We start from the raw sequence: 21,679 nt of genomic DNA, 5'->3' as shown, positions 1-21,679 counted from the left end.
TGGAGTGAAGCAGAGCAAAGGACGCGCGTGGGGAGGCTGGCCCCCGGGCCGGAGTCGTCACCAGCGACCGGATTCAGGCGGGCGGCTCAGGACGCCGGCGCCACCGAAGGGCTTACGGTCGCCGGGGGCCCCGCCGCCGCGGCCGTGCTCGCCTCGACGGCGCGGATGTGCCGGTAGGCGAACCAGAGCGGCGGGAACGCCCCGACCGCGAAGGACAGGTCGACGAGCGTCCAGAACCAGGGGATGTCCCGGATCGGGCCGCAGATCAGCGCCAACGGGACGATCCCCGCGCAGGCGAACATGCCGACCTGCACCACCCAGACGTTGCGCACCGGGTCACGCAGCGGCCCCCAGAACGCCACCGCCAGCACCAGGTGGGCGAAGGCCAGCCAGTCGGTGCCGTAGAGCAGGAACGGGTAGTCCCGGTCCGCGGTCACGAGTCCCGTGTGGACCCGATCGATCCAGCCGACCAGCGCCGGGAACTGGCCGGCGAGCGGGTCCAGCGCGCGCAGCAACCAACGCACCTCGATCTCCAGCGGAAACGCGGTGACGCCGCTCAGGAACAGGCCGATCAGCACGATCCACAGCCAGCGACGGGTACGCCGCAACCGCTCCTCGTTGTCCATGATCGCAGCGTAACGATGATCTTCGTGACGTCCGGTCCCGGATTCGGTGACCGCAGTCTCAGTGCCTCGTCCTCCGGTCGGCGCGACGGTTGTCCGCCGCGCCGACCGGACGATCTCAGCGGACGGCGAGCGGCTGCGCGGCCGGGCCGACCGGTGCCGGCAGCGCGCCGACACCGCCCAGGTAGCCGTGGATCGCGGCGGCCACCGCGCGCCCCTCGGCGATGGCCCAGACGATCAGCGAGGCGCCCCGGTGCATGTCCCCGGCGACGAACACGCCGTCGGCGTCGGTCTGCCAGTCGTCCCGGGCGTCGATGGCGCCCCGGGGGTTGCGGGCCACCCCGAACTGCTCCAGCAGCGGCTGCCGCTCGGTGCCCTCGAAGCCGATCGCCAGCAGCACCAGGTCGGCGGGCAGCTCCCGTTCGGAACCCGGCACCACGGTGACGACCCGTCGGCCGTCGACCTTCTCCACCGTCACCTCGGCGATCCGCACCGCACGCACCTGGCCGGTGCCGTCGTCCACGAACTCCTGCACCGCGACCGCGAAGACGCGCTCGCCGCCCTCCTCGTGCGCCGGGTAGCTGCGCAGGAGCCACGGCCACGTGGGCCACGGGTCCCGCGCCTCGTCGCGCTCCTGCGGCGGCTGCGGGTACAGGTCGAGCTGGTGTACGCCGGCAGCGCCCTGCCGGTGCGCGACGCCGAGGCAGTCGGCAGCCGTGTCGCCGCCACCGATGATCACGACGTGCTTGCCGGCCGCGTCGATCGGGGTGCCGTCGGGCAGCACCGCCCGCGCCAGCCGGCGCTCCCCGGTGGGCACCACGCCGGCTTCGTCGGTGGCCGCGGTGGCGACCGCCCGATTCGCCGCGACCAGGTGCGCCATCGCCTGGTGTACGCCCCGAAGCGCCCGCCCCGGGGTCTCCGGAGTGTCCCGGCCCTGCAACGCCCCGCAGGCCAGCAGCACCGCGTCGTGCTCGGCGCGCAACTGCTCGGCGGTGACGTCGACACCGACGTTCACGCCCGTGCGGAACTGCACCCCCTCGGCGGTGAGCTGCGCCAACCGGGCGTCGATGTGCCGCTTCTCCAACTTGAAGTCGGGGATGCCGTACCGGAGCAGGCCGCCGATCGCGTCGTCACGCTCGTACACGGTCACGGCGTGACCGGCGCGGGCGAGCTGCTGTGCGGCAGCGAGACCAGCGGGCCCGGAGCCGACCACGGCCACCGAGCGGCCCGACGGCGTCGGAACCGCGCGGGGGGTGAACCCGCGCGCCGCCGCTGCGTCGGCGATCTCCACCTCGACCTGCTTGATCGTCACCGGCTGACCACCGGCGATGCCGAGGACGCACGCCGCCTCGCAGGGTGCCGGGCAGAGTCGGCCGGTGAACTCCGGGAAGTTGTTGGTGGCGTGCAGGGACTCCACGGCGGCGTCCCAGTTGCCGGTCCGCACCAGGTCGTTCCAGTCCGGAATTCGATTCGCAAGTGGGCAGCCGGCAGTGTCGCTGTGGCAGAACGGGATGCCGCAGTCCATGCAGCGGGTGGCCTGCTCGCGGACCAGCTCTTCGCCGGCCGGCGGGTAGACCTCGCGCCAGTCGCTGATCCGCACCGGCACCGGGCGGCGGGCCGGCAACCGCCGGTCGTAGCGCAGGAAACCGTTCGGGTCAGGCACGAGCCACCTCCTGGGCCGCCACCCGCGGGGCGGGCGGCACCGGCATCTCCGGCACAGCCGGCGCGGCCAGTTCTTTCATGACCGCGTCGTCGACGTCGTGGCCGGCGGCTTCGGCGGCCTTCATGATCTCCAGCACCCGGCGGTAGTCGCGGGGCACCACGGCGGTGAACTCGGCCACCGCCTCCGGCCAGCGCTTGAGCAGCTCCTCGGCGACCGCCGAACCGGTCTCGGCGACGTGCCGCTGGACCAGCTCGTGCAGCAGCGTCTGCTCCTGCTCACGCAACGGCGCCAGGTCGACCAGCTCCGCGTTGACCCGGGACCGGTCCAACCGGTGCACGAACGCCATTCCGCCCGACATGCCGGCGGCGAAGTTACGGCCGGTCGCGCCGAGCACCACCACGGTGCCGCCGGTCATGTACTCGCAGCCGTGGTCGCCGACGCCCTCGACGACGGCGACCGCTCCGGAGTTGCGGACCGCGAAGCGCTCCCCGACCCGGCCACGCAGGAAGACCTCGCCCGCGGTCGCGCCGTACAGGATGGTGTTGCCCGCGATGATCTGGTCCTCCGCGCGCTGCCCCGGCTCGGCGTCGGGGTCCAGGAACGGCGCGGCGGCGTCCGGACGGACGACGATGCGCCCACCGGAGAGGCCCTTGCCCACGTAGTCGTTGGCGTCGCCGTGCAGCCGCAGGGTGACGCCCTTCGGCAGGAACGCGCCGAACGACTGGCCGGCCGTGCCGTGCAGCACGAACTCGATGGTGTCCTCGGGAAGGCCGTCGCCGCCGAAGCGGCGGGTCACCTCGCCGCCGAGCATCGCGCCGACGCTGCGGTGCTCGTTGCGCACCGCCACCTCGACCCGGACCGGCGCTCCCTCGGACAGCGCCGGGGCGGCCAGCGCGATCAGCTCGTTGTCCAGGGCCTGCTCCAGACCGTGGTCCTGGGCGCGTACCCCGCGTCGGGCGGTGCCGGCGGGCAGCTCCGGCAGGTGCAGGACGGGGGCCAGGTCGAGCCCGTGGGCCTTCCAGTGCGACACCGCCGGGGCCACGTCGAGCAGTTCGCTCTGCCCGATGGCCTCCTCGATCGACCGCAGACCCAGCTCGGCCAGGTATCCCCGGACCTCCTCGGCGAGGAACAGGAAGAAGTTCTCGACGAACTCCGGGGTGCCCGTGTAACGCTCGCGCAGCACCGGGTTCTGGGTGGCGATGCCGACCGGACAGGTGTCCAGGTGGCAGACCCGCATCATCACGCAGCCCGAGACGATCAGCGGCGCGGTCGCGAAACCGAACTCCTCCGCGCCGAGCAGCGCCGCGACCAGGACGTCCCGACCGGTCTTGAGCTGGCCGTCGACCTGCACGGTGACCCGGTCGCGCAGCTTGTTGAGCAGCAGCGTCTGCTGCGCCTCGGCCAGCCCCAACTCCCAGGGGGTGCCGGCGTGCTTGAGCGAGTTCATCGGGGACGCGCCCGTGCCGCCGTCGTGACCGGAGATCAGGATGACGTCGGCCTTGAGCTTGGCCACGCCCGCGGCGACGGTGCCGACGCCCACCTCGCTGACCAGCTTGACGTGCACCCGGGCCGCCGGGTTGACGCACTTCAGGTCGTGTACGAGCTGGGCCAGGTCCTCGATGGAGTAGATGTCGTGGTGCGGCGGCGGGGAGATGAGGCCGACGCCGGGGGTGGCGTGCCGGGTACGGGCGATCCACGGCCAGACCTTGTTACCGGGGAGCTGGCCGCCCTCGCCGGGCTTCGCGCCCTGGGCCATCTTGATCTGAAGGTCGTCGGCGTTGACCAGGTATTCGCTGGTGACACCGAATCGGCCGCTGGCGATCTGCTTGACCGCGGAGCGGCGTAGCGGGTCGTGCAGCCGATCGACGTCCTCGCCGCCCTCGCCGGTGTTGGACTTGCCGCCGAGGCGGTTCATCGCGATGGCGAGCGTCTCGTGCGCCTCGGCGGAGATCGAGCCGTACGACATGGCGCCGGTGGCGAACCGCCTGACGATCTCGGTGGCCGGCTCGACCTCCTCGATCGGCACCGGCGGACGGACCCCGGTGCGCAGGGTGAACAGACCCCGCAGCGAGCCGGCCTGCGCGGCGAGCCCGTCCACCTTGGACGTGTACTGGCGGAAGACGTCGTACTGCCGGCTGCGGGTGGCGTGTTGCAGCAGGAAGACCGTCTCCGGGTTGAACAGGTGCAGCTCACCCTCGCGACGCCACTGGTACTCGCCACCGACCTCAAGCCGGTCCGAGTCGGCGGTGCCGGCCGGCGGCCAGGCCAGCGCGTGCCGGGCGGCCACCTCGGTGTGCACACCGGCCAGCCCGACGCCGCCGATCCGGCTCGGGGTGCCCCGGAAGTACCTGTCGATGAGTCGACTGTCCAGGCCGACCGCCTCGAAGACCTGCGCGCCGCAGTACGACGAGACCGTCGAGATGCCCATCTTGGACATGATCTTCAGGACGCCCTTGCCGAGCGCCTTGGCGTAGTTGCGCACCGCCGCGGCCGGCTCGACCCCGGCGAGCACACCAGTGGCGATCATGTCCTCCACGGACTCGAACGCCAGGTACGGGTTGACCGCCGCGGCGCCGTACCCGATGAGGACCGCCGCGTGGTGCACCTCCCGGCAGTCGCCGGACTCCACGATCAACGCCGCCTGCGTACGCGTCTGCTCGCGGACCAGGTGCTGGTGCACGGCGGCGGTGAGCAGCAGTGACGGGATCGGCGCGAGATCGGCGTTGGTGTCCCGGTCGGAGAGCACCAGGATGCGGACGCCGTCCTCGATGGCCTCGGAGACGTGCCGGCAGATCTCGATCAGCCGCGCCTTGATCCCCGCAGCGCCCTCCCGGACGCGGTACAGGCCGGAGACCCGGACGGCCTTGAAGCCGGGCAGGTCACCGTCCTCGTCGATGGAGAGGATCTTGGCCAGCTCGTCGTTGTCGATGATCGGGTGCGGCAGCACGATCTGCCGGCAGCTCGCCGCGTTGGGGTCGAGAAGGTTGCCCTCCGGCCCGATCGTCGACGCCAGGCTGGTCACCAGCTCCTCGCGGATGGCGTCCAGCGGCGGGTTGGTGACCTGCGCGAAGAGCTGGTGGAAGTAGTCGTAGAGCAGTCGCGGGCGGGTCGACAGCGGCGCGATCGGGGTGTCGGTGCCCATCGAGCCCAACGGCTCCGCGCCGGTACGGGCCATCGGCGCGAGCAGGACCTTCAGCTCCTCCTGCGTGTAGCCGAAGGCCTGCTGGCGACGACGTACCGAGTCGTGGGTGTAGACGGTGTGCTCGCGGGCCGGCAGGTCGTCCAGCTCGATCAGCCCGGCGTGCAGCCACTCGGCGTACGGCTCGGCGGCGGCCAACTCGGACTTGATCTCGTCGTCGTGCACGATGCGGCCGGCCACGGTGTCGACCAGGAACATCCTGCCCGGCTGGAGGCGGCCCTTGGCGACCACGTGGGCCGGGTCGAGGTCGAGTACGCCCGCCTCGGAGCCCAGCACGACGAGACCGTCGTCGGTCTGCCACCAACGCCCCGGGCGCAGCCCGTTGCGGTCCAGCACCGCGCCGACGATCTCGCCGTCGGTGAAGGCGACCGACGCCGGCCCGTCCCACGGCTCCATGAGGCTCGCGTGGAAGCGGTAGAACGCCCGCTTGTCCGGCTGCATGCCGGGGTCGTTCTCCCACGCCTCGGGGATCATCATGAGCACCGCGTGCGGCAGGCTCCGGCCCGCCAGGTGCAGCAGCTCCAGCACCTCGTCGAAGTTGGCCGAGTCGGAGGCGGCGGGGGTGCAGACCGGGAAGACCCGGCGGATGTTGCCCGGCACGTTCGGCGAGCGCAGCAGCGCCTCGCGGGCCTGCATCCAGTTCCGGTTGCCACGGATCGTGTTGATCTCGCCGTTGTGGGCGATGAACCGGTACGGGTGCGCCAGCGGCCACGACGGGAACGTGTTCGTGGAGAAGCGGGAGTGCACCAGGGCGATCGCGCTGTCGACGCGCTCGTCACGCAGGTCGGGGTAGAACGCCGGCAGCTGGTCGGGCGTGAGCATGCCCTTGTAGACCATGGTGCGGCTGGACAGCGACGGGAAGTACGCCGGCACGCCGCGCTCGGCGGTCTCCCGCTCGGCCTGCTTCCGCAGGCAGAACGCCACCCGGTCCAACTCGATGCCGCGCAGCGGGGTGCCGGCCGGCCCGGCGGGCGAGTCGGTGAGGCGGTGGGCGGCCACGAAGACCTGCCGGACCCGCGGCATGGCCGCCAGGGCGGTCTCGCCGAGCCCTTCCGGCTCGACCGGCACGTCCCGCCAGCCGAGCAGGTCCGCGCCCTCGACCAGCGCGTACTTCTCGACCACCCGACGGGCGCGGGCCTCGGCGGCGTCGTCGTCCGGGAGGAAGACCAGACCGGTGGCGTACTCGCCGGCCGGCGGCAGCGGGACGTCGGCGACCGCACGCAGGAACGCGTCCGGCACCTGGATCATGATGCCGGCGCCGTCGCCGGTGTTGGGCTCCGCGCCCCGGGCGCCACGGTGGTCCAGGCGGCAGAGGGCACCGAGCCCGTTGGCCACGACGGAATGGGACCGGCGGCCGTACAGGTCAGCCACGAAGGCCACCCCGCAGGCGTCGTGCTCCTGCGCCGGGTCGTAGAGGCCTTGGGCCTCAGGGCGGGGGCCGGGCGTCGGGGACGCTTGCGGGCTGTGCGGGTGCGGCTGTGTCGAATCCGCGTACGGCTGAGCCACCGGGCCTCCTGTCGTCACTCAGGTTGGATCATGGTGGGGACGACGTCGGCCCGTGGGTCTATTGAGTCTACGTTAGGGCTGGGGTCGCAAGGCCACTCAAGATTGATCACACCGTCCAGAGTCTGGGACGTGTAGTCTCGCGCGGTGGATTCGGTGCGCAAGGACGTCTTCGACCGGTTGGAACGTTTCTACGACTCGGTGCCCCGGGACGTCGCCCGTGTCGAGGAGCATGGCTCGCTGGTGCTGTTCGTCCGTGGCGGAGCGGGTTGGCCGTTCTACGCCCGCCCCCGGATCGGCGCCACCGAGACGCCGTCGCTGGCCGACGTGACCTCGGTCCGCGAACGCCAGCGGGAGCTGGGCCTGCCGGAGGCCTTCGAGTGGGTGCACGAGACGGCCCCGGAGCTGCTGGCGGTCGCCCGTTCGGCCGGTTTGTCCGTGCTGGAGGCCCCGCTGATGGTCCTCGACCCGGCCGCCCTGCCCGACCCGGCGACGCTCTCCGACGTACCCGTGCGGGTGCTGGCTGCCGACTCGCCCGACTTCGCCGCGGACGTGGCCGCCCGGCGGGCCGTGGCGGCCGTGGCCTTCGGCGTCCCCGGCACCGCGCCCGGCGAGGCCGGACCGGCCCAGCGGGACGCGGCGGTCACCGAGCTGGAGCTCGCCGCACTGGACGAGGAGCGGGCCCGCATCGCCGACGGCCGACGGATCTCGGCGCTGGCCGGCACGCCGACGGAGGGCGCGCTGGCCAGCGGCATGGCGATGCGCGTGGACGACGTCGCGGAGATCGCCGGGGTGGCCACCCTGCCGGCCGCCCGACGTCGCGGGATGGGCGCCGCGCTGACCGCCACCCTCGCCCGGGAACTGCTCGCCGCCGGCACCGGGCTGGTCTTCCTCTCCGCGGGCAGCGAGGACATCGCCCGGGTCTACCTGCGGGTCGGCTTCCGCCGCATCGGCACCGCCTGCATCGCCGAACCCGCCGCCCTGATCCCCTGAACCGCGCTGAGGCCCTGAACCGCGCTGAGGTCCTGCCACGCGCGACCGGTCAGGCCGGCGGACGCCACTGCGCCGCGGACGCGGCGGCGCTGGAGAGCAGCCGCGAGTTGATCGTGCCGAGCGCGGCGTCGCGGGCCCGCAGCGCCAACCGGCCCCGGGTCTGGAGCACCGCGGACATGCGGCGGGTCTGCCGGACCACGGTCGCCGCCCGCGGACGACGCACCCGGTCGTACGTCTGCACGGCGTCCGGCAGCCGGGCCTCGCGCAACAGTGAGGCGAGGGTGGCGGCGTCCTCGAACGCGAGACACGCGCCCTGCCCGAGGTGCGGCGGCATGGCGTGCGCCGCGTCCCCGAGCAGCACCACCCCACCCGGCCCGACCCCGAAGCCGTAGGCGCGCGGCAGCGGACGGAGTTCGCGGACCTCCTGCTGGACGAGGTCGCTCGGGTCGGTGGCGTCGAGTAACGCGGCGATCGGCGCGGGCCAGCCGGCGTACCAGCGGCGCAGGAGAGCGAGCTGGGTCTCCGGCGGCTCCGGTCGGGGAGCGCCGGCGGCGGTGGCCACCCAGTAGATACCTCCGCGCGTGGAGCCACCCGAGGAGCCCCGCTCGCCCAACGAGGCGGCCACGAAGCGGTAGCCCGCGCCCAGCACCTCGCCGGCGATGGGCTGGTCGGCGGGTAGCCGGGGTGCCCGGTACCAGGGGATGACGGCCCGCCAGGCGGCGCAGCCGGAGCTGACCACGCCCGCTTCCGGGGCAAGTTGGCGACGGATGACGCTGTCCGTGCCGTCCGCGGCGACCACCAGGTCGGCCTCGATGGTGTGCCGTCCGTCGTTCACGCCCGGCCGTTCACCCGGATCGACGCGGACGTGGCGCACGGTCACCCCGGTGCGCAACTCGACCCGGTCACCGAGGCCGGCGATCAGGGCGTCGTGCAGGTCCTCCCGGTGCACCACCACCGGCATCCGGTCGGCCGGCGTCGGCCGGGGCTGTACGAGCCAGTGCCCGTCCGGGCGGCGTACCCCGCCGTCGGGCAGCGGCGTGGCGATGGCGGCCAGACCGGCGCCGAGACCGAGGGCCTGCAACGCGCGGACACCGTTGGGCCAGAGCACCACGGCGGTCGGCTCGGGACGGACCCGCTCAGCGCGGTCCAGCAGGGTGACCTGCCACCCGGACCGGGCCAGCGCGCCGGCGACCGCGAGGCCTCCGACCCCGGCGCCGACCACCACCGCGCTTCGCATCGGTGCCGCCTCCGCTCAGCTGTCCCGGTCGGCCGGGCGCGCGCCGGTGGCGTCGGCCCGGGCCTCGTCGCGTGCCTCGGGCGTACCGTCCGTCGACCCATCGGCGCGGTCGCCGTCGGCGGTCTCGTCGTCGCCCGCCTCGTGGGGTGCCGCCTCGTCGTCGAGCGGCTCGGCGCCGTCGCGGCGTACCTCGTCGGCGGTTTCCGGCGGTGCCACACCGGTGTCCCGCCAGGTTTCGTACTGCTCCTCGCTGACCACCCGGTAACCGTCCGGGGCGGCGGCACGCGCGCTCGTCTCGTGCTCGGAGAGGTCGACCTGGGACAGATCGGACGTCGTGGGCAGCGTGGGGGTGGCCGCCGCGCCGACCGGGATCAGGAACTCCCGGGGGCCGCGGACCCGCACGAAGTAGGCCAGCGCGCCGAGGAAGACCAGGGCCGCGGTCCAGACGTTGAGCCGTACGCCGAGGATGTGGTTCGCCTCGTCGGTGCGCATCAGCTCGATCCAGAACCGGCCGGCGGTGTAGCCCATCACGTACAGCGCGAAAGCCCGGCCCCGCCCGAGCCGCAACCGCCGGTCCAGGACGAGGACCAGCGCGACCACGCCGAGGTTCCACAGCGCCTCGTAGAGGAACGTCGGGTGGTAGAGGCCGGGTTCGAGGATCGGCTGGCCGGCGTCGTCCCGCAACGCGTGCCCCGGGTTGTCCGGGTCCATCCGGTGGATCTGCAGGCCCCAGGGCAGCGTGGTCCGGTCGCCGAACAGCTCGTTGTTGAACCAGTTGCCGAGCCGACCGACCGCCTGGGCCAGCGGCAGCCCGGGGGCCAGCGCGTCGGCCACCACGCTCAACGGGATGCCGAGCTGCCGGGCGGCGATCCAGGCGCCGATCGCGCCGCCGGCGACGGCGCCCCAGATGCCGAGACCGCCCTCCCAGATGGCAAACGCCTTCAGCGGCTCGCCACCGGCCCCGAAGTACTTCTCCGGCGAGGTGATCACGTGGTAAATCCGGGCGCCGATGATGCCCGCGGGCACCGCCCACACGGCGATGTCGAGCACCGCGCCCGGAGCGACGCCCCGCTGGCGCATCCGGCGCTCGGTCACCCAGCAGGCAAGCACGATGCCGGCGATGATGCACAGCGCGTAGGCCCGGATCGGGACCGGCCCGAGCTGCCAGACCGCGGTGCTGGGACTGGGCAGGGCCGCCTGGGGGGACAGCGAGGCGATGGTCACGGGTGCACACGCTACCGCTGCGCACCCCTGCGGCGGCACCCCGGGCCGCCGCGCCGCGATCGGAATGACTTCTGGTTTGCGCCGCCGTAGGCTCTTTGTCCATGAGCGCGCTCACCTGGGCGGTCGCCGCGGTCGTCGCCGACGCCGCCGGCCGGGTGCTGCTCTGTCGGCAGGGCCGGGGCGAGCGCCGGTACGCGTTGCCCGGTGGCCGACTCCGTCCGGCGGAGAGCCCGGTGCGGGCGGCGCTGCGCGACATCCGCACCGAGACCGGCTGGGAGATCGACCTGGTCGACCTGGTCGGCGTCTACCACCTCACCGGTCCGACGGCGATCAGACCGGCCGGTCGCGCCGGGCCGCTGCCGGACATCCTGGTGCACGTGTTCCGCGCCCGTGTCGCCGAGGGCCGGCCGGACGCCGACCCACCGGCGGGCTGCCGGCTCTCCTGGCACGACCCCTCGGCACTGCCCGAGGCGGTCACCCCGCTGACCCGGGCAGCCGTCACCGACGCGCTCGCCGGACGCTCCGGCGTCCTCCGTGCTGTTGCCTCGACGCTCGACACCGCCACCCCCGCGCCGCCGGAGCAGCGCGGTGAGACGGCCAGCGACCCGTCGCTGCTGCCCTGACTCCGCACCGCCCGACGGCACAGCCGCGCGGCCCGGCATGCGGGGTGACCTACGCCCCGGAGACGCACATCCACAACGAGCGTGATGCCTGTGAGTCATCAAGATGACTCACAGGCATCACGCTCGTTGTGGGGAGGCAGGCCCGACGACCAGCGGCGCGGACTCAGCGGGCGGGGTTGCGGACGCCCTCGGCGAGTTCGGCGCTCAGGGCACGCAGCGCGGCCAGCCCCTCGGCCTCGGAGGACGCGTCGAGGACGCACCGGACCAGCGCGCTGCCGACGATCACTCCGTCGGCGTACCCGGCGACGGTGCTGGCCTGCGCGCCGGTGCCCACCCCCAGACCGACGCCGACGGGCAGGTCGGTGACCCCACGAACCCGGGACACGAGCGTGGGAGCGGCATCGGAGGTACGCGCACGCGCGCCGGTCACCCCCATGACGGCCGTGGCGTAGACGAAGCCCCGGCAGTGCTCGACGGTCATCGCGAGCCGGGCGTCGGTGGACGACGGCGACACCAGGAAGGTGCGGTCCAGCCCGTGGGCCTCCGAGGCGGCCAGCCACTCGGCCGCCTCGTCGGGGATGAGGTCCGGCGTGATCAGGCCGGTGCCGCCGGCGGAGGCCAGGTCGCGGGCGAACACGTCCACGCCGTACCGCTCGACGGGGTTCCAGTAGGTCATCGTGACGACCGGCGCGCCGGTCGCCGCGACCGCCTCGATGATGCGCAGCGCGTCGGCCGTACGGACGCCGCCGGCCAGCGCGATGTCGCTGGCCTTCTGGATGACCGGGCCGTCCATCACCGGATCGGAGTACGGGATCTCCACCTCGATGACGTCGACGCCGGCCTCGACCATCGCCGTCATGGCCGCGATGCTGCCCTCGACGGTCGGGAACCCGGCCGGCATGCAGCCCACCAGCACGGCCCGTCCGTCGGCCCGGGCCTTGTCGAACGCCACCCCGATGCGGCTCATCTCAGCGCTCCTTGTCGAGGATGCCGAAGTAGTCCCCGGCGGTGTGCACGTCCTTGTCGCCCCGACCGGAGAGGTTGACCACGATGGTGGGCTCCCGGCCCAGCTCGGCGGCGAGCTTCGGGGCCAGCGTCAACGTGCCGGCGAGCGCGTGGGAGCTCTCGATCGCCGGGATGATGCCCTCGGTGCGGCAGAGCAGCTCGAAGGCGGCCATCGCCTCGTCGTCGGTGACCGGCAGGTAGCTGGCCCGGCCACTGTCGTGCAGCCAGGCGTGCTCGGGCCCGACGCCCGGGTAGTCCAGACCGGCGGAGATCGAGTGCGACTCCAGCGTCTGCCCGTCGGCGTCCTGCAACACGTACGTGCGGGTGCCGTGCAGCACGCCCGCCGACCCGCCGGTGATGCTGGCCGCGTGCCGACCGGTGTCGACCCCGTCCCCGCCGGCCTCGAAGCCGTACAGCCGCACGTCCTCGTCGCCGACGAAGGCGTGGAAGATGCCCAGCGCGTTGGAGCCGCCGCCGACGCAGGCGGTGACCGCGTCCGGCAGCGCGCCGGTCAGGTCGAGGCACTGCTGGCGGGCCTCGTCACCGATGCCCCGGACGAAGTCCCGCACCATCGCCGGGAACGGGTGCGGCCCGGCGGCGGTGCCGATCAGGTAGTGGGTCGCGTCGACGTTCGCCACCCAGTCACGCATCGCCTCGTTCATCGCGTCCTTGAGGGTGCGCGAGCCGGTGGTGACCGGGACGACCGTGGCGCCGAGCATCCGCATCCGGGCCACGTTGAGCGCCTGCCGCTCGGTGTCGACCTCGCCCATGTAGACCACGCACTCGAGGTCGAACAGGGCGGCGGCGGTCGCGGTGGCGACGCCGTGCTGGCCCGCCCCGGTCTCGGCGATCACCCGGGTCTTGCCCATCCGCTTGGTGAGCAGCGCCTGGCCGAGCACGTTGCGGACCTTGTGCGCGCCGGTGTGGTTGAGGTCCTCGCGCTTGAGCAGCACCCGGGCGCCGACCTTCGCCGAGAACCGTCGGGCCTCGTAGAGCAGTGACGGCGTGCCGGCGTAGTCGCGCAGCAGGGCGCCGAACTCGGCCCGGAAGGACTCGTCCGCCATCGCCGTACGCCATGCCCCGTCGAGCTCGTCGAGCGCGGCCACCAGGGCCTCGGGCACGAACCGACCGCCGAAACGGCCGAAGTGGCCGGCGGAGTCGGGCTGCGAACCGGCCACCGGGGCCAGCGCATCGGCGCTCATCGGAAATCCTCTCGGTGGGGCGTCACACCGGCGCGGTCAGCGCACCGGCCGGGGCGTCGCCGGGTGGTTGCCGGCGTTGACCAACTCGGCCACCGCCTCCCGCGGGCTCTTCTGGGTGACCAGTCCCTCGCCGACCAGGACCGCGTCCGCGCCCGCGGAGGCGTACCGGATCAGGTCGTGGGGCCCCCGCACGCCGGATTCGGCGATCTTGACGACGCTGCTCGGCAGGCCGGGCGCAATCCGCTCGAACACCGACCGGTCCACCTGAAGCGTACGCAGGTCACGGGCGTTGACCCCGATCACCTGCGCGCCGGCCTCCAGGGCCCGGTCGGCCTCCTCCTCGTCGTGGACCTCGACGAGCGCGGTCATGCCCAGCGACTCGATCCGCTCCAGGAGGCCCATCAGCACGTTCTGCTCGAGGGCGGCCACGATCAGCAGGACCAGGTCGGCGCCGTGCGCACGCGCCTCGTGCACCTGGTAGCTGGAGACCACGAAGTCCTTGCGCAGCACCGGCACGGTGACCGCGGCCCGGACGGCTGCCAGGTCGTCCAGCGAACCGCCGAACCAGCGCCCCTCGGTCAGGACGCTGATGGCCCGCGCGCCGCCCGCCGCGTAGTCGACGGCGAGGTCGGCCGGATCGGCGATCTCGGCCAGCCGGCCCTTGGACGGCGAGGAGCGCTTGACCTCGGCGATGACCGCGACGCCAGGCTTACGCAACGCCGCGTACGCGTCCAGCGGCGGCGGCGCGGCCGCGGCCAGTTCACGGATCCGCTCCAACGGAACCTGCTCCTGGCGACGGGCGACGTCCTCGCGCACGCCAGCCAGGATCTCGTCGAGCACGCTTACGGACGCTGCCTGACCGGCCTCGTCCCCCTCCGCGTGCGCATGCTCAGCAGTCACCAACGGACTCCCCTCTCCGGGTGTCATGGGCCGATGCTAGGGGCAGCCGACCGAGGCCGGGAGCCGGGGGTATGGCGCTGCTCACGAAAAGGGCTGCGGCATAATGGCCGACTTGCCGTGAACGGGATGTCACGCAGCGCCACCTCCGGTATCGATCGCCGTCACACGACGAGAGCCCGGCGACTCCGGTCGAACCGGGCCGACCCATCGATCATGCCACCCCTCGCGGATCGCCGCTCGTCGGGAGCGACAGCGGTCGATGCTGTGAGCAAGCTCAAGGCCGAACGGCCGGTCCCAGGTCGCGGGTGTGGCGGGACAGTTGACCGGGCGGTCACCCCGGCGAAACGTCGGCCGTCGACCATCGTCCTCGGGCAGACTCGACGAAGCGCCTGCCCGACCGTCGCCGAACTCCTCGTGCGGAGTGAGCCATGAACATTGCCGAGTCGAACTCCAGCATCGGACTGACCACTATCTCCCGGACCATGGCTTCGCTCGCCGTCGGGGTGGTGCACACCCTGGAGCGGGCCGTCGTCGGCGACGGCCGGATGCGCACGGCACGTGGCAACGCCTGGGAGGCGGTCTGCGCCGACCGGGCCCGCGCCGACCGACGCGCCGAGCTGGACCGCCTGGTGGCCGAACTGACCGCCGCCCGCGCCGACGCCACCCGTCCGCAGCGCGAACGACAGCCGGTCGGCTGATCAGCCGGCGGTCGGGTCCTCACCCCGGTCCAACGCGTCCCACGCCTCGGTGGTGCGCCGGCCGGCCATCGGGCCCGCAGCGGTAGCCGTCGTCGGATTACTCTCCGTGACGGTCCGCGCCGGCCGCTCGTACCGGGCACCCATCGCCGGCCACCCGCCACCCCGCAGCGCCGTCCACCCGCCACCCAGGGCGACGAGCAGACCGCCGACCAGGCAGAGCGCTGGCCACTGCCGGCTGACCACACCCCCGAGATCGGCGACCAGCCCGTAGGCGGCGCCGGCCGCCACCGCCAGGCCCAGAGCCCCGAGCAGCACACCCAGCAGCCGCCGTACCCGACCCCGGGTCGCCAGCACCGCGCCGCCGCCGGCCAGCGCCACCAGCGCCAACGCCGGCAGCCACGGCAGCAGGGCGGCGCCGCTGCGGGCCGCGCGCACCGGCGGCAGCGGCGCCGGCCGCGCGGTCACCTCGACCGACCAGCCCCGGGTCGCCGCCCACAGCGCCAGGGCCGCGCCGGCAAGACACAGCAGCATCGCGTACGTCAGCTCACGCCGACCCCTCGCGCTCACCGGAATTGCCTTTCGTTCGCGACTGCGGGGCTCCGCTGCGCTGCACTCCTCGCGCTCACCGGACTTGCCTTTCATTCGCGACTGCGGGGCTCCGCTGCGCTGCACTCCTCGCGCTCACCGAGCCGCCCGCAGCGTTTCGGCCGCGGCGATCGCCGCCAGCACGGCGGCGGCCTTGTCGCGGGTCTCCTGCTCCTCGGCCGCCGGTTCCGAGTCGGCGACCACCCCCGCGCCGGCCTGTACGTAGGCGCGGCCGTCGCGGATCAGCGCGGTCCGGATGGCGATCGCCATGTCCAGGTCGCCGCCGAAGCCGAAGTAGCCGACCGTGCCGCCGTAGACGCCCCGGCGAACCGGTTCCAACTCCTCGATGATCTCCATGGCCCGGACCTTGGGCGCGCCGGAGAGCGTTCCGGCCGGGAAGGTCGCGGCGAGCGCGTCGAACGCGGAACGGTCGTCACGCAGCGTGCCGGTCACGGTGGAGACGATGTGCATCACGTGGCTGTACCGCTCGATGGTCGCGAACTCCGGCACCTGGACGCTGCCCGGCTCGCAGACCCGACCCAGGTCGTTGCGGCCCAGGTCGACGAGCATCACGTGCTCGGCCCGCTCCTTGGGGTCGGCGAGCAGCTCGGCGGCGAGCCCGGCGTCGGCCGTGGCGGTGCCGCCGCGCGGCCGGGTGCCCGCGATGGGGTGCAGCAGCGCCCGTCGCCGCCCGTCCGCACCGGCGGTCACCTTCAGGTGCGCCTCCGGCGACGAGCCGACGATGTCGAACCCGTCGAAGCGCAGCAGGTACATGTACGGGCTGGGGTTGCTGGTGCGCAGCACCCGGTAGACGTCCAGCGGGTCGGCGCGCGTCGCCCGCTCAAACCGCTGGGACAGCACGATCTGGAAGCACTCGCCGGCCCGGATCGCCTCCTTGGCCGCGTCCACGGCCTTCAGGTAACCACCCTCGGGCGTACGACAGAGCACCTCGCCGGCCGGTGGACGCTCGACCGTCGAGATCATCGGCGGGATGGGCCGGGACAGCGCGGTGGTCATCGCGTCGAGCCGGCCCACCGCGTGGTGGTACGCGGCGGTGACGTGCGCGTCGCGGCCCGGGGCGTCCAGGGGCGGCAGCACCGCGTTGGCGACCAGGATCGCGGAGCCGTCGTAGTGGTCGAGCACCACCAGGTCGGTCGCCAGCATCATGCCCAGCTCCGGCACGCCGAGGTCGTCCTCGGTCAGCTCGGGCAGCCGCTCGAAACGGCGGACGAGGTCGTACCCGAGATAGCCGACCATGCCCCCGGTCAGCGGCGGCAGGCCGTCGCCCGGGCCGTGCGGCGGGCCGGCGAGCGCGGCGACGGTGTCGCGCAGCACCCGCACCGGGTCGCCGTCGGTGGGCAGCCCGGCCGGCGGCTGACCCAGCCAGGTCGCCGCGCCGTCGCGCTCGACGAGGGTCGCGCTGCTCCGGACGCCGATGAACGAGTACCGCGACCAGGCCGTGCCCGCCGAGCCGACGCCCTGCTCGGCTGATTCGAGCAGGAACGTGCCGGGCCCGCCGGCGAGCTTGCGGTAGACCCCCACCGGGGTCTCGGCGTCGGCCAGCAGCCGTCGGGTGACCGGTACGACGCGCCAGCGGGCGGCCAGCTCGGTGAAGGTGGCCAGGTCGGGGCTCACCGCGCCGTCGGTCATGCGCCGGCCCCTGTCACCGGCAGCTCGGTGAAGAAACACGTCCGGTGCCCGGTGTGGCAGGCCGCGCCGACCTGGTCGACGCTGACCAGGAGCGCGTCGCCGTCGCAGTCCAGGGCGACCGAGCGCACGTACTGGTGGTGCCCGGAGGTGGCGCCCTTGACCCAGTACTCCCGCCGGCTGCGCGACCAGTAGGTGGCCCGGCCGGTGGTGAGGGTGCGGTGCAGCGCCTCGTCGTCCATCCAGGCGACCATCAGCACCTCGCCGGAGTCGTGCGCGCGCACCACGGCGGCGACCAGGCCGTCGGCGCTGCGGCGCAGTTGGGCCGCGATGGCCGGGTCGAGCCGGGACGGACGGACCGGCGCTGACGCCACCGGGCCACTCGGTTCGCTGGGTACGCCGGTCACCGGCGCGTCAGGTACGGGCACAGTTTCCCATTGTCCCGCACGCGGCGTGGGCACCGGTGACGACTCCCGCCGAGGCTTCGGCCGATGGCCCACGGGCGACGCCAGCTGGGCCACGTAACGGTCGAGGCGGCCGTCGACCAGGGCGTCGGCCAGGTCGGCGCCGGACACGTCGGCGATCTCCCCCGCGTACGGGCGGATCAGCGGGAGGATGCCGGCGACCAGCCGCACGGCAGCCGCCCAGAGCTGCCCGGTGGCGCCCGGACGCAGGCCGAGGCAGAGCAGCATGTCCTCGCGGTAGCCGGCCGGGGCGACCGGCAGCTCCAGGGCCGCCGCGAACGCCGCCCGGCGCGACGACACCCGCACCGACGGGTTCGCCGGGCGCAGCACCGACGGGCAGAGGCGGGCCAGGTCCGCCACCGCGAGCCGCACCCCGAGGCGGTCGGCGGCGGCCCGCGCGGCGGCGGCCTTGCCGAGCAGGGCGATCAGCTCCTCCAGCCGGGGTGGCTCGGCGGGTTGGCAGAGCACCGGGAGGTCGATCCGGGGCCGCCAGTGCGGGTCTGCCCAGAGCAGCCGAGCCGGTGCGCTGACCGGCAGTCCGAACGCCCAGTCGGCCGGCTCGCCGAGCCGGTGCACCCAGGAGCGGACGTCGCGCGCCGCCACCGAGACGTGGGTGAGCCGGCCGGCCGTCTCGGCCAGGTAGGCGCGACGGGCGGCGTACGGCGAGCCACCGACCAGCACGTCGAGGTCGACGTCGCTGTGCGCGGTGGCCGCCCGCCGGGCGTGACTGCCGCGCAGCAGGATGCCGACGACCGGCCGTTCGGCGGCGTCTCGCAACCGCGCGGCCCAGTCCTCGAGAAATCCGCTGTGCGGTAACGGAGCGTGACCCACGGCGCCATCGTGCCGTACGCCCGATCGGCGCGCAATGCCCGTTGCCGGACCTGCTGTCCGGTCCGAAGCCTACTGCCCGTTCTCACACTTGGCGCGACGGCGGGCGCGGTCGGCCGGGCGGGCGTTGCGCGGGCGACACCGACCCCTCTAGCGTGGAATTCAACGGATGATGAGTTTCTCGGAGGTGCGCGATGGACGACGCCATAGGCGTCCACGACCTGGTGGTCGATCGGGGCGGACGGCGGGTGCTGGACGGCATCAGCTGCGCCGTCCCGCGCGGCGCCGTCACCGGCCTGCTGGGGCCCAGCGGCAGCGGCAAGACCACGTTCATGCGCGCGATGGTGGGCGTGCAGGTGGTGACCTCGGGGACGGTCACGGTGCTGGGCCAGCCGGCGGGCAGCCCGACGCTGCGGCACCGGGTGGGCTACCTCACCCAGGCGCCGAGCGTCTACGCCGACCTGACCGTACGGGAGAACGCCCGCTACTTCGCGGCCCTGTACGGGCGGGGTCGGGCCGAGGCCGACGAGGCGGTAGCCGCCGTCGGGCTGGCCCAGGCGGCCGGTCAGCTGGTCGCCACCCTCTCCGGTGGCCAGCGCAGTCGGGCCTCGCTGGCCTGCGCCCTGGTCGGCGACCCGGAGCTGGTCATCCTCGACGAGCCGACCGTCGGCCAGGACCCGGTGCTGCGGGCCGACCTGTGGGCCCGGTTCCACGCCATGGCCGCGGCCGGCACCACCCTGTTGGTGTCGAGCCACGTGATGGACGAGGCAGCCCGCTGCGACCGGCTGCTGCTGATCCGGGAGGGTCGCCTGATCGCCGACGACAGCCCGGACGCGATCCGCGCCGCCGCGGGCGTGGACGACCTCGACGAGGCGTTCCTGCGGCTGATCCGGGCCGGCGAGGAGAAGGCGTCGACGGGAGGCATGCCGTCATGAACGTACGAATTCTGGCGGCGACCATCGGCCGTGTCCTGCGCCAGCTCCGGCACGACCGGCGGACGATCGCGCTGCTCGTGGTGGTGCCGACGGTTCTGCTCACGCTGGTCTACTACATGTACGCCGACAAGCCGACACTGCCCGGGCAGCCGTCGGTGTTCGACCGGGTCGCCCTGGTGATGCTGGGGACCTTCCCCTTCGTGATCATGTTCCTCGTCACCAGCATCGCGATGCTGCGGGAACGCACGTCGGGCACGCTGGAGCGGCTGCTCACCACCCCGTTGGGCAAGCTCGACCTGCTCTTCGGGTACGGCATCGCGTTCGGGTTGGCCGCCGCCGTGCAGGCCACGTTGGCAGCCGGCCTGGCGTACTGGGTCTTCGATCTGCGCACCCTCGGCAGCAGCGGTCTGGTGATCGGGATCGCGGTGCTCGACGCGGTGCTCGGGGTCGCCCTCGGCCTGCTGTGCAGCGCCTTCGCCCGCACCGAGTTCCAGGCAGTACAGTTCCTCCCGGTCGTGGTGATCCCCCAGCTCCTGCTCTGCGGGCTGTTCGTTGCCCGCGCCGAGATGGCCGGCTGGCTCCAGGGGCTCAGTGACGCGCTCCCCCTGACGTACGCCATCGAGGCGTTGCAGGAGGTCGGCGCCCACGCCGAGCCGACCGCGACCATGTGGCGGGATGTGGGCGTGGTGTTCGGCGCGGTGGTGCTGGCGCTGGTGCTCGCGGCGGCGACCCTGCGGCGGCGCACCGGCTGACCGGTCGGCGGCCCGCGTGGCGCGGGCCGCCACTCACCGTCGGGGCGACCGGCGGTGTCAGCGGACGAGCGAGGGGCGGCGATGGCGCGGCGTACCGGTCGGCGACCCGGCAACCCGGACACCCGGGAGGCCATTCTCGATGCGGCGCGGGCGGCGTTCGCCGAGCGGGGTTTCGACGCCGCCCCGATCCGTGCCATCGCCGCGACCGCCGGGGTGGATCCGGCGCTGGTGCACCACTACTTCGGCACCAAGGACCAGCTCTTCCGCGCCGCCATGAACTTCCCCGTGGACCCGGCCGCGCTGCTCCCGGCCGTGCTGGCCGGCGACCAGGACGCGGTCGGCGAGCGGCTGGTCCGCACCTTCGTCGGCATCTGGGACTCTCCGGCCGGCAGTGCGGGCGTGGCGCTGTTGCGCTCGGCGGTGAGCAGCGAGTGGACCGCGCGCCTGCTGCGGGAGTTCGTCACCACGCAGGTGCTCCGTCGGGTGCTCGACCAGCTCGACGTCGATCCGGCCCAGCTGCCGCTGCGCGGGGCGCTGGTCGCGACCCAGCTGATCGGTCTGGCCATGATCCGGCACGTGGTGCGGCTGGAGCCGGTGGCGTCGGCCGATCCGGAGACCCTGGTCGCGACCATCGGTCCCACCGTCCAGCGGTACCTGACCGGACCGCTGCCGGCCTAGCCGACCGACGGGCGCTGTCACGCGGTCGGCGCGGCGCGGCTGGCACGGCACGGCGCGGCCGGCAGCGCACGACCAGCGTGGCACGTGGCGTCCGGCGCGCGCGAACGCGGCCGAGCCTGGCCGCTCAGCGGGGCGGCTGGGCGTCGGCGGGGCGGCGTAGCGGCGGGAGCAGCCGGCCCAACTCGTCCGGGCCGGTCAGCGGGCATGGGAACGCCAGCCGGACACGTCGTCGCGCGCCGGGTCGGCCGAGGGCCACCACCAACCCGTACCGGTCGACACGCACCACGCGTGGCGGTCCGTCCGGAGTCTGCTCGGTCAGCCCGAGCTGCCGGCGCAGGTAGTCGGTGACAGCGGCGGGCTCGCGCTCGGCGAAGTCGGCCAGCAGCAGCGACTCGAACGGGTGCACCGGGTCGGGCTCCGCCTCGGCGTACTCCCCCGGGTCGATCCGGTGGACGACCCCGGCGCGCTCCCAGCGGACCTCGGCCACCTCGAAGCGGAACAGCCGGAAGCGGGTGCCCACGTCGAGCAGGTCACCGGTCGGCTCGACGGCGGCGAAGTCGACCGCCGCCCGGCGTGCCTCGTCGTCGTGCAGTTCGGCGGCCCAGCCGGACACCCAGGCCCGCCCGAGACCGGGAGCGCCGGCCGCGGGCGGCAGGTCGAGGACGTCCAGGACCACCGCGACGTCGGCGCCCCCGGCGACGGGCTGGAGCGCGGCGCCCAGGTGGCTGGCCACGGGAACGAGCAACAGAACCCGCCCGTCGGGGTCGGTCACGTGCCGGGCGTGGTGCGGGCCCGGGCGGCGCGCCAGGTGGACGAGGCCGGGCAGGCGACCGGCGACGAGGGTACGGACGATCTCGGCGGGGCTGGGCCGCATGGCGCAACCTCCTTCAAAGGTTAGCCTTACCTAACCGGAGCGTAGA

The 21,679-nt window shown here is 73.7% G+C and carries 18 protein-coding genes and 1 pseudogene; 6 read left to right on the top strand and 13 right to left on the bottom strand.

From position 1 onward, the window contains the following. Nucleotides 1–86: 86 nt before the first annotated feature. From ABZV06_RS15340 to gltB, 3 genes are all read right to left on the bottom strand, one after another. Nucleotides 87–626 carry a hypothetical protein gene (locus ABZV06_RS15340; protein WP_355621768.1) on the bottom strand — a complete coding sequence of 180 codons (540 nt, stop codon included), beginning with the start codon at nucleotides 624–626 and terminating at the stop codon, nucleotides 87–89. Nucleotides 627–741: 115 nt separating this feature from the next. After that, nucleotides 742–2,286 carry a glutamate synthase subunit beta gene (locus ABZV06_RS15335; RefSeq protein WP_355621766.1) on the bottom strand — a complete coding sequence of 515 codons (1,545 nt, stop codon included), beginning with the start codon at nucleotides 2,284–2,286 and terminating at the stop codon, nucleotides 742–744. Next, nucleotides 2,279–6,991: a glutamate synthase large subunit gene (gene gltB / locus ABZV06_RS15330; RefSeq protein ID WP_355621763.1), complete on the bottom strand. Its 4,713-nt coding sequence runs from the start codon at nucleotides 6,989–6,991 to the stop codon at nucleotides 2,279–2,281. Before gltB ends, ABZV06_RS15335 begins: the two co-directional genes overlap by 8 nt. A 144-nt stretch (nucleotides 6,992–7,135) precedes the next feature. Here gltB and ABZV06_RS15325 point away from each other — a divergent pair, with 144 nt between their 5' ends. Beyond that, on the top strand, nucleotides 7,136–7,981 hold the full coding sequence (locus tag ABZV06_RS15325; protein WP_355621760.1) for a GNAT family N-acetyltransferase: 846 nt from the start codon (nucleotides 7,136–7,138) through the stop codon (nucleotides 7,979–7,981). 49 nt (nucleotides 7,982–8,030) lie between these two features. Here ABZV06_RS15325 and ABZV06_RS15320 read toward each other — a convergent pair whose 3' ends face one another. Then, nucleotides 8,031–9,218, bottom strand: a complete 1,188-nt coding sequence (locus tag ABZV06_RS15320; protein ID WP_355236802.1) for an FAD-dependent monooxygenase — start codon at nucleotides 9,216–9,218, stop codon at nucleotides 8,031–8,033. A gap of 15 nt (nucleotides 9,219–9,233) precedes the next feature. Continuing rightward, nucleotides 9,234–10,442 carry a prolipoprotein diacylglyceryl transferase gene (lgt, locus tag ABZV06_RS15315; protein ID WP_355236799.1) on the bottom strand — a complete coding sequence of 403 codons (1,209 nt, stop codon included), beginning with the start codon at nucleotides 10,440–10,442 and terminating at the stop codon, nucleotides 9,234–9,236. A 101-nt stretch (nucleotides 10,443–10,543) separates the two neighbouring features. Here lgt and ABZV06_RS15310 point away from each other — a divergent pair, with 101 nt between their 5' ends. Then, nucleotides 10,544–11,065, top strand: a complete 522-nt coding sequence (locus ABZV06_RS15310; RefSeq protein WP_355236796.1) for an NUDIX hydrolase — start codon at nucleotides 10,544–10,546, stop codon at nucleotides 11,063–11,065. Nucleotides 11,066–11,228: 163 nt separating this feature from the next. Here ABZV06_RS15310 and trpA read toward each other — a convergent pair whose 3' ends face one another. Genes trpA through trpC form a run of 3 tightly spaced genes read right to left on the bottom strand, consistent with a single transcriptional unit; the run spans nucleotide 11,229 to nucleotide 14,112 of the window. After that, nucleotides 11,229–12,032 carry a tryptophan synthase subunit alpha gene (gene trpA / locus ABZV06_RS15305; RefSeq protein ID WP_355236794.1) on the bottom strand — a complete coding sequence of 268 codons (804 nt, stop codon included), beginning with the start codon at nucleotides 12,030–12,032 and terminating at the stop codon, nucleotides 11,229–11,231. 1 nt (nucleotide 12,033) lies between these two features. Continuing rightward, nucleotides 12,034–13,272: a tryptophan synthase subunit beta gene (trpB, locus tag ABZV06_RS15300; protein WP_355236791.1), complete on the bottom strand. Its 1,239-nt coding sequence runs from the start codon at nucleotides 13,270–13,272 to the stop codon at nucleotides 12,034–12,036. Between the two features lie 36 nt (nucleotides 13,273–13,308). Next, complete coding sequence (trpC, locus tag ABZV06_RS15295; protein ID WP_039906616.1) at nucleotides 13,309–14,112, bottom strand: indole-3-glycerol phosphate synthase TrpC; 804 nt, start codon at nucleotides 14,110–14,112, stop codon at nucleotides 13,309–13,311. A gap of 488 nt (nucleotides 14,113–14,600) precedes the next feature. On the opposite strand from trpC, the gene ABZV06_RS15290 reads away from it, so the two are divergent. Further along, complete coding sequence (locus tag ABZV06_RS15290; protein ID WP_355621757.1) at nucleotides 14,601–14,870, top strand: hypothetical protein; 270 nt, start codon at nucleotides 14,601–14,603, stop codon at nucleotides 14,868–14,870. On the opposite strand, the gene ABZV06_RS15285 is transcribed toward ABZV06_RS15290, so the two are convergent. From ABZV06_RS15285 to ABZV06_RS15270, 4 genes and pseudogenes are all read right to left on the bottom strand, one after another. Further along, nucleotides 14,871–15,437: a Trp biosynthesis-associated membrane protein gene (locus ABZV06_RS15285; protein ID WP_355621754.1), complete on the bottom strand. Its 567-nt coding sequence runs from the start codon at nucleotides 15,435–15,437 to the stop codon at nucleotides 14,871–14,873. It abuts the gene before it with no gap. Between the two features lie 114 nt (nucleotides 15,438–15,551). Further along, nucleotides 15,552–17,105: an anthranilate synthase component I gene (locus ABZV06_RS15280; protein ID WP_355621751.1), complete on the bottom strand. Its 1,554-nt coding sequence runs from the start codon at nucleotides 17,103–17,105 to the stop codon at nucleotides 15,552–15,554. Further along, nucleotides 17,102–17,530 carry a phosphoribosyl-AMP cyclohydrolase gene (gene hisI / locus ABZV06_RS15275; RefSeq protein WP_355237007.1) on the bottom strand — a complete coding sequence of 143 codons (429 nt, stop codon included), beginning with the start codon at nucleotides 17,528–17,530 and terminating at the stop codon, nucleotides 17,102–17,104. Before hisI ends, ABZV06_RS15280 begins: the two co-directional genes overlap by 4 nt. A 180-nt stretch (nucleotides 17,531–17,710) precedes the next feature. Then, nucleotides 17,711–18,034: pseudogene (locus ABZV06_RS15270) on the bottom strand (phosphoribosyl-AMP cyclohydrolase); the annotation flags it as partial. 554 nt (nucleotides 18,035–18,588) lie between these two features. Here ABZV06_RS15270 and ABZV06_RS15265 point away from each other — a divergent pair. The 3 genes from ABZV06_RS15265 to ABZV06_RS15255 all read left to right on the top strand — a co-directional run bounded on the left by ABZV06_RS15265 (nucleotide 18,589) and on the right by ABZV06_RS15255 (nucleotide 20,759). Beyond that, nucleotides 18,589–19,329, top strand: coding sequence for an ABC transporter ATP-binding protein (locus tag ABZV06_RS15265; protein ID WP_355621748.1), 741 nt, complete (start codon nucleotides 18,589–18,591; stop codon nucleotides 19,327–19,329). Next, complete coding sequence (locus ABZV06_RS15260; RefSeq protein ID WP_355236776.1) at nucleotides 19,326–20,081, top strand: ABC transporter permease; 756 nt, start codon at nucleotides 19,326–19,328, stop codon at nucleotides 20,079–20,081. The genes ABZV06_RS15265 and ABZV06_RS15260 overlap by 4 nt, the downstream gene beginning before the upstream one ends. An 81-nt stretch (nucleotides 20,082–20,162) precedes the next feature. Beyond that, the gene (locus tag ABZV06_RS15255) at nucleotides 20,163–20,759 is read left to right on the top strand and encodes a TetR family transcriptional regulator (protein WP_355621745.1); all 597 of its coding nucleotides are present in this window, start codon (nucleotides 20,163–20,165) and stop codon (nucleotides 20,757–20,759) included. Nucleotides 20,760–20,883: 124 nt separating this feature from the next. Here the strand turns inward: ABZV06_RS15255 and ABZV06_RS15250 are convergent, their stop codons facing one another. Further along, nucleotides 20,884–21,633 carry a DUF2470 domain-containing protein gene (locus ABZV06_RS15250; protein WP_355621742.1) on the bottom strand — a complete coding sequence of 250 codons (750 nt, stop codon included), beginning with the start codon at nucleotides 21,631–21,633 and terminating at the stop codon, nucleotides 20,884–20,886. Nucleotides 21,634–21,679 lie beyond the last annotated feature (46 nt).

The organism is Micromonospora sp. NPDC005172, from assembly GCF_040608555.1.
Classification (GTDB): Bacteria; Actinomycetota; Actinomycetes; order Mycobacteriales; family Micromonosporaceae; genus Micromonospora.
This window is presented reverse-complemented; position numbering and strand designations above follow the sequence as displayed.